Annotated in this window: 7 protein-coding genes; 4 read left to right on the top strand and 3 right to left on the bottom strand. The window is 45.6% G+C overall.

Annotation, left to right across the window (positions count from 1 at the left end):
- Positions 1 to 204: 204 nt before the first annotated feature.
- Both dnaJ and BW928_RS02730 read right to left on the bottom strand, forming a co-directional pair.
- Positions 205 to 1,359, bottom strand: coding sequence for a molecular chaperone DnaJ (gene dnaJ, locus BW928_RS02725; protein ID WP_076554692.1), 1,155 nt, complete (start codon positions 1,357 to 1,359; stop codon positions 205 to 207).
- 198 nt (positions 1,360 to 1,557) lie between these two features.
- Positions 1,558 to 2,262, bottom strand: a complete 705-nt coding sequence (locus tag BW928_RS02730) for a pseudouridine synthase (RefSeq protein WP_076554693.1) — start codon at positions 2,260 to 2,262, stop codon at positions 1,558 to 1,560.
- 192 nt (positions 2,263 to 2,454) lie between these two features.
- Here BW928_RS02730 and BW928_RS02735 point away from each other — a divergent pair, with 192 nt between their 5' ends.
- From BW928_RS02735 to sstT, 4 genes are all read left to right on the top strand, one after another.
- Positions 2,455 to 3,051: an IMPACT family protein gene (locus tag BW928_RS02735; protein WP_076554721.1), complete on the top strand. Its 597-nt coding sequence runs from the start codon at positions 2,455 to 2,457 to the stop codon at positions 3,049 to 3,051.
- A 373-nt stretch (positions 3,052 to 3,424) separates the two neighbouring features.
- Positions 3,425 to 3,751, top strand: a complete 327-nt coding sequence (locus BW928_RS02740; RefSeq protein ID WP_076554694.1) for a TraR/DksA family transcriptional regulator — start codon at positions 3,425 to 3,427, stop codon at positions 3,749 to 3,751.
- Positions 3,741 to 4,688 (top strand): pseudouridine synthase, encoded by a 948-nt coding sequence (locus BW928_RS02745; protein ID WP_200800825.1) that lies wholly within the window; start codon positions 3,741 to 3,743, stop codon positions 4,686 to 4,688. Before BW928_RS02740 ends, BW928_RS02745 begins: the two co-directional genes overlap by 11 nt.
- A 346-nt stretch (positions 4,689 to 5,034) precedes the next feature.
- On the top strand, positions 5,035 to 6,243 hold the full coding sequence (gene sstT / locus BW928_RS02755) for a serine/threonine transporter SstT (RefSeq protein ID WP_076554696.1): 1,209 nt from the start codon (positions 5,035 to 5,037) through the stop codon (positions 6,241 to 6,243).
- A 78-nt stretch (positions 6,244 to 6,321) separates the two neighbouring features.
- Here sstT and BW928_RS12205 read toward each other — a convergent pair whose 3' ends face one another.
- Positions 6,322 to 6,480, bottom strand: a complete 159-nt coding sequence (locus BW928_RS12205) for a YHYH domain-containing protein (protein WP_143821454.1) — start codon at positions 6,478 to 6,480, stop codon at positions 6,322 to 6,324.
- Positions 6,481 to 6,872 lie beyond the last annotated feature (392 nt).

The raw sequence follows: 6,872 nt of genomic DNA on the forward strand, positions 1-6,872 counted from the left end.
TTATATCTACTTGTGGTTTTGGTTTGTTTACAAAAGAATGCTTATGCGATTATCATAATCTCTTGCCTTGGCTGTGTCAAACTTGTTTTGGGCTGGTGCGATTGAGCCATTGCCAGTGTGTGCGGTCTTGTTAAGTGGTTTTGGCAAATATCCCACCAAAGCATTAAGACAACAAAAAGCCCCAACTATGGGGCTTTTGTGGTATCAATCAAACAGGTCTTTTAGGTCGTCTTTGACTTTGTCAAAAAAGCCTTTTTTCTTGGCTTCGCTGCTGCTGTTGTTACTGCCCAAGGTTGCTTGTAGCTGCTTGAGCAGGTCTTTTTGTTCATTGTTAAGATTGACAGGTGTTTGGACGATGATTCGGCAAATCAAATCACCCTGCATTCGTCCCTGCACAGTGGTTACGCCCTTGCCACGCACTCGCAGCATTTTGCCTGATTGCGTTCCCTCGGCGATTTTGATTTTGATTTTCCCGTCCAAAGTGGGAATTTCGATTTCATCGCCCAAAGCTGCCGATACCATAGAAACAGGGACTTCCATGTGCAAGTCAGCACCATTACGCGTAAAGATATCATGTGGTTTGACACGCACCTCGACAAACAAATCGCCGCTTGGTGAGCCATTTTTGCCAGCCTCACCCTTGCCTGCCAGACGCACGCGGTCGCCGTCATCAACACCAGCAGGAATGCTAATCTCCAGCGTTTGTTGCTCTTGTTTTTTGCCGACACCATGGCAATCTGGGCAAGGGGTTTTGATTTGTTTGCCCGTGCCTTGACAGTCAGGACAGGTTTGTTGCATGACAAAGAACCCTTGTTGCATACGCACCTGACCTTGACCATGACAGCTGCCACAGGTAACGATGTCGCTATCTTTGGCTGCACCTTTGCCATGACAGCTGCCACAGGCAACCGAAGTTTGGTAAGTGATTTGTTTTTTGCAACCTTTGACAGCTTCCTCAAGGGTTAGGCTGATGTTATACAGCAGGTTCGCTCCTTGTCGTGCTTGACGGCGTGAGCTGCCACCGCCAAAGCCCCCACCAAATGCCTGACCAAATAGGTCGCCAAAAATATCATTAAAATCGCCACCGCCAAAGCCACCAAAACCACCACCGCCAAAGCCGCCTGCACCCATGCCTTGTTCATAGGCAGCGTGTCCGACACGGTCATAAGTGGCTCGTTTTTCAGGATCGCTAAGCGTTTCGTAGGCTTTGGTGGCCTCTTTGAGCTTTTCTTCGGCTTCGGGATTGTCTGGGTTGCGGTCTGGGTGATATTTCATTGCCAATTTGCGAAAGGCTTTTTTGATTTCTTTTTCGTCCGCACTGCGACTGACACCCAGCGTGCTATAAAAATCATTGCTCATTTGTCATACTCATTATCAAAAAATTATAAAAAATAAAAATATCGCTCAATATGGTGCCAATTGAGCGATTTATCAAGTCAAAATAATAAATCTTGCCAGCTTTTGCTGATTTTGCCAAATTTTTATGGCCTAGGGTGAAGATTTTGCCAACTTATCAAGCGTTTCACATGAAACCTTGAAAGTGTCGCAAGAAATTTATCAAAATTGGGCAATTTCATCAGCACGCAAAAAACGGCATTCGCCCATTTGCAATCCGTCAAGCGTGATGGTGCCAATGCTGGCACGGTGCAGGGCGACAACTTTGTTGCCAAAATATGCCATCATGCGTTTGACTTGGTGGTATTTGCCTTCGGTTAGTGTCAGCACGGCGTGCGTTTCATCAACAAATGACAGTTTTGCAGGGCGGGTTTTTTCGGTTTCTGATTCAAGCAAGATGCCATTTGCCACCTGCTTGATGGCGACGGCTTGGGCTTGACTGTCCATCGGGTCGGCAAGTGTGATTTCGTAGCGTTTGGGCTGATGGCTTTTTGGGCTGGTAACACGGTGAAGCCATGCACCATCGTCAGACAGTAGCAATGCTCCTGTGGTGTCCACATCGAGCCTGCCTGCGATACGCAAATTTGCCACCTCAGGCACGGCAATTAAATCGGTAACAATCGGATATTCTTTGGGTTTTAGGGTGCATTCAAAGCCATCAGGCTTGTACAACAAAATATATCGATTGCCATCAGCGACCGATAATGGTTCGCCCGCCCACAGCACCTCATCGCAGGTGGTGTCAATATGATGGCTGCCATCTTTGATGATGGTGTTGTTTACTGTAATTTCGCCAGCGTGTAGCACTTTTTTGGCATCTTTACGAGATAATTCGGTGGCTTTGCTTAAAAATTTATCCAATCGCATGGTTTTTCTCAATAAGACAATCAAAGCATGAGTTTAGCATATTTTGCCATTGTCTGCTTGATTTGTGGTGATAATCAAGCTAAGAGTGCCTGTGGGTGGTCTGAATTGCCCAAAGATTGGCAAATTTGGGCAAAAAATTGTATAAATTATCAAAATGTGGGACAATGGCATTTTGTCATCAAAGAGTGTGTTGTGAGCTATCAGACGCTAAGTTTGCCCTGCACGGCGACTTATGAAATCAAAAAAAGTGAGTTTTTGGCTTTTGCTTATCCGATACAGACACGAGAGCAGCTGTTGGCGTGGGTGCAGCACTTAAGGCAGCAGTACCCTGATGCACGCCATCATTGCTATGGTTATATCATCGGCGATCCGCACAACACCACCAGTGCAGGGTTTGATGATGATGGTGAGCCAAATGGTACAGCAGGTCGGCCGATTTTAAGCGTGCTACAGCACAAGGCGATTGGCAATTGTCTGATTGTGGTTGTGCGGTATTTTGGCGGTATTAAATTGGGTGCTGGCGGGCTGACGCGTGCTTATGCGACAGCGGCACAGATGGTGGTTGATCAGATGGTGCTAAGCCAGTTCGTGCCACAGACGACACTGCGTATTAAGACCAGTTTTGCTCACGAGGCACAGTTGCGGTATTTGGTCTTGGCGGCAGGTGGCGAGATGTTGCAGGTTGATTATGCACTTGATGTCTGTGCGACAGTTAGGCTGGATGCGGCACGGCTCAAGGAATTTGTCGCAAGTCTAGGGGTATACGGACAGCTATTAGACAGTCAGTAGGATTGCTTGACAGACCTGCAATAAAAAACCACAAGCTCATCACTTGTGGTTTTGTGCAATACTTTGCGGCTCCCTAATGTGCCTCCATACACCGACAGCAAATCCTCCGTGTGGCATCGTTGCCATTTCCTGTGCTGATGGTGCTATTATGCCAAATTGCCATGACAAAACACAGTGGCAAATTTCGCCAATTTTTGTAAGAAATTTCTTACAAACCTACCAAAATGGTCAATTGTGGTGTGCGGTCTTGCGTTTTTTGATAAATTCATGAATAATTGACACAAGGCAAGGAATGATTTGCCTTAACAATTAAGCGATGGAGAATTGAGCAACAAACCTTGCCAAAGAAAACCGCCGCCAATAAGGAGATATCATGACACAATTGCATCAGTATGAGCAGGCATTACAAACGCTTAAACAAGAGTACCAAGCACGCATTGACAAAATCAGCGACCACATCAGCCACCCCCAAGATCAGCTACAGCGACACTGGGACGATCAGGCAGTGGCTGCCAGTCGTGATGAGATGCGTAAGGCTCTCTTGATTGAGGCGGAACAAGGTTTGGCACAGGTCAATGCAGCATTGCGGCGTATTGAGCTGGGCGAGTACGGCATCTGCGTGGAATGTGCAGAAAAAATTGACGACAATCGCCTAAAGGCTGTGCCATATACCGCCTATTGTATCGCTCATGCCAAGTAGCCAGCAGGCAGATGGCTTGATGCGACAAGGCATATCGCCAAGCAAGTTATATTTGCCAAAACTTGCCCAAACCGTGCCGACCATTTTTACCTATTTGTGCCAAAAATTCCCCCACATCACCCCTGATGAATGGCGTGGTCGCTTTGAGCAAGGCTTGGTGCTGCACGAAGGCAAGGTGCTGACGCAGGACAGTCCTTATCAGCATGGCTTGACCATTTCTTATTATCGGCAGCTGGCGTGTGAGACGATTGTGCCATTTGCCCATCGGATTATTTATGAAAATGACGAACTGCTGGTGGTGGATAAGCCGCATTTTTTGACGGTGGCACCAGCAGGGCGTTATGTGCAACAAACGCTTTTGGCACGGCTAAAGGCACAAACGGGCAATGCCAATATCTCGCCTGTGCATCGTTTGGACAGGGAGACGGCAGGCGTGATTTTGTTTGCCAAAACGCCAAAGGCTCGCACGACATATCAGCAATTATTCGCCAATCGTGCAATAGACAAATGCTATCATGCCATCGCTCCTGCTAGCGAGCAGCACCATTTTCCTTTATCGCTTGCGTTGCCACTTGAGCGTGGTGAGCCGTTTTATACCATGAAAGTGGGACAGGGCGAACCAAATACACATACGCTGATTGAGCCATTGCAAATAAGCCGTGATGGCAAGTGGTGCAAATATCAACTGCGACCCACCACAGGCAAGCTGCATCAGTTGCGTGTGCATATGAATTATCTGGGTCTTGCCATCTGCCATGACAGTTTTTATCCTGTGATTCGCCACCGAGCCGATGATGATTTTAGCAAGCCCTTGCAGCTGCTTGCCAAGCGATTGTCATTTGTTGATCCGATAACAGGTGAGATGATGCGTTTTGAGTCAGAATTTGAGCTGGATTTGGAAAATTTTTCTTCTGATAAATCAGCAGATGGATTGTAAGTATCAGATAAATATCACAAAAATTATTTGCCACTGTATGATGACAGTGATTGACTTTTGATAAGATTATGGGCAAATTTTGGGCGATGTGCCTGCCAAGCCAACAAATTCTGACTTTATGACAAAAAAATGGTATATTAACGCAGACTCAACATGAGTTACAAAAACAATAAGAGATAAATGCAAGTTGTCAGGCGTGTTATTTTGTTGCAAAGCCAAAGTTGAAACCAGTTTATCAGCCAATCGCTGTGTTGGTGGCATTTGTACAATGTTGCAATGGGCTTGTTGGTTGAAACCATCAGTCCAGCTTAGATCAGCTTTGCTCGTATGAAACTTAGGAGTAATTATGCGTTCTATTGCGAATGCCTATATGCGTTTGGGATTGGTGCCGATGATTATTGCGGCATTGATACTTGGCACGATAATTGGTGCATTGACACCCGAGCTGGGATTGTCGCTTGGCATCTTAGGCTCGGTATTTGTCGGTGCATTAAAGGCGGTAGCCCCTATATTGGTATTTGTGCTGGTTTTGGCGGCAGTGTCAGGTCAGCAAGTTGGTGCTGATACACGCATCAAGCCGATTTTATTATTGTATCTGGTTGGCACATTTGCAGCAGCCTTGGTGGCGGTTGGGGCAAGTTTTATGTTCCCAGTGGAGCTTGTGCTAAATGTTTCGGCAGTCGAGCAATCCGCCCCTCAGAGCTTAAAAGAGGTATTGACCAATCTGGTGATGAATTTGGTTGCCAATCCTGTTTCATCGCTTGCCAATGCCAATTATATGGGTATTTTAACTTGGGCAGTGCTAATTGGCTTGGCATTACGCTCTGTTGGTGATACCACGCGTCAAGTGGTGTCGGATTTGGGCGTGGCGATTACCAGCGTGGTGAAGTGGATTATTGCACTGGCTCCATTTGGTATTCTTGGTTTGGTTGCGTCTACCGTTGCCGAGACAGGACTTGAGGCATTGATGAGCTATGCCAGATTACTTGGCGTGCTGGTTGGGTCGATGCTGTTTATTGCCTTGGTGGTCAATCCACTGATTGTCGCTGCCATCACCCGCAAAAATCCGTATCCGCTGGTGCTAACTTGCTTGCGAGAGTCTGGCGTTACGGCATTTTTTACTCGCTCATCGGCGGCAAACATTCCTGTGAATATGAACCTTGCTCGCAAACTGGGCTTGTCAGAAGAAACCTATTCGGTCAGCATTCCTTTGGGGGCGACCATCAATATGGCAGGAGCGGCAATCACCATTAATGTGCTAACTTTGGCAGCGGCACACACGCTGGGCATTGAGGTGAGTTTTGGGGCGGCGTTATTGCTTGCGATTGTTGGCAGTGTGTCAGCTTGTGGTGCTTCTGGTGTCGCTGGCGGTTCGCTACTGTTGATTCCTGTGGCGTGCAGCTTGTTTAATATCCCAAATGATATCGCCATGCAAGTGGTTGCTATCGGCTTTATTATTGGCGTTGTGCAAGACTCTGCCGAAACGGCACTGAATTCATCTACCGATGTGTTATTTACGGCAGCCGCTGACCCCAAGTTTGCTTATCGTGGCTAGGCTTAGCTGTATCAAGGCTTAGACTTTGACCGAAATATTGATGCAAAACCCAAGCAGATGCTTGGGTTTTTATTTGGTTTAATGGCAGTGATAAACGCCTGTTTTGCTGTTGGTATGACAACCAAAAGAATCTTTTCCACCACTACTTGCTACAGGTAAGTAGCCACGGTTTTTATGATGCAAATGAACGATATGTAAGCAAGTATTTATGAGAGATTTGTATAATTTGGCTTGCATAAAATACTGCCAAAAAATTTTTTAAAAACAATCCCCCTAAAATCAACAACTTACAAACTTTATTCCCAATCCCCCAAAAAACCCCTTTACAACATGAATTCTGGTGCGTATAATACGCACCACTCAAGCAAGCCAAGTAATAAAAAACTTGAGCTAAATCAATCACTTAGGTTGATTTGCTGGGTTAATAAAGTTTAAATAAAAATTTTTAATTTAAATCTTTAAAACCCCTTGACAAACAATTAAAAGCGTATATAATACGCAACTCATTGAACAACTGGACGACAGTGTTCAACAACTATTTAAAATCCAAACTAAAGAACAACTTGTGTGGATTTTTGTCAATACAAGATACTTAAATAAATTAAAAAATAAATCATTTATTTATTATC

Source organism: Moraxella cuniculi DSM 21768 (assembly GCF_900156515.1).
GTDB classification, from domain to species: domain Bacteria; phylum Pseudomonadota; class Gammaproteobacteria; order Pseudomonadales; family Moraxellaceae; genus Moraxella; species Moraxella cuniculi.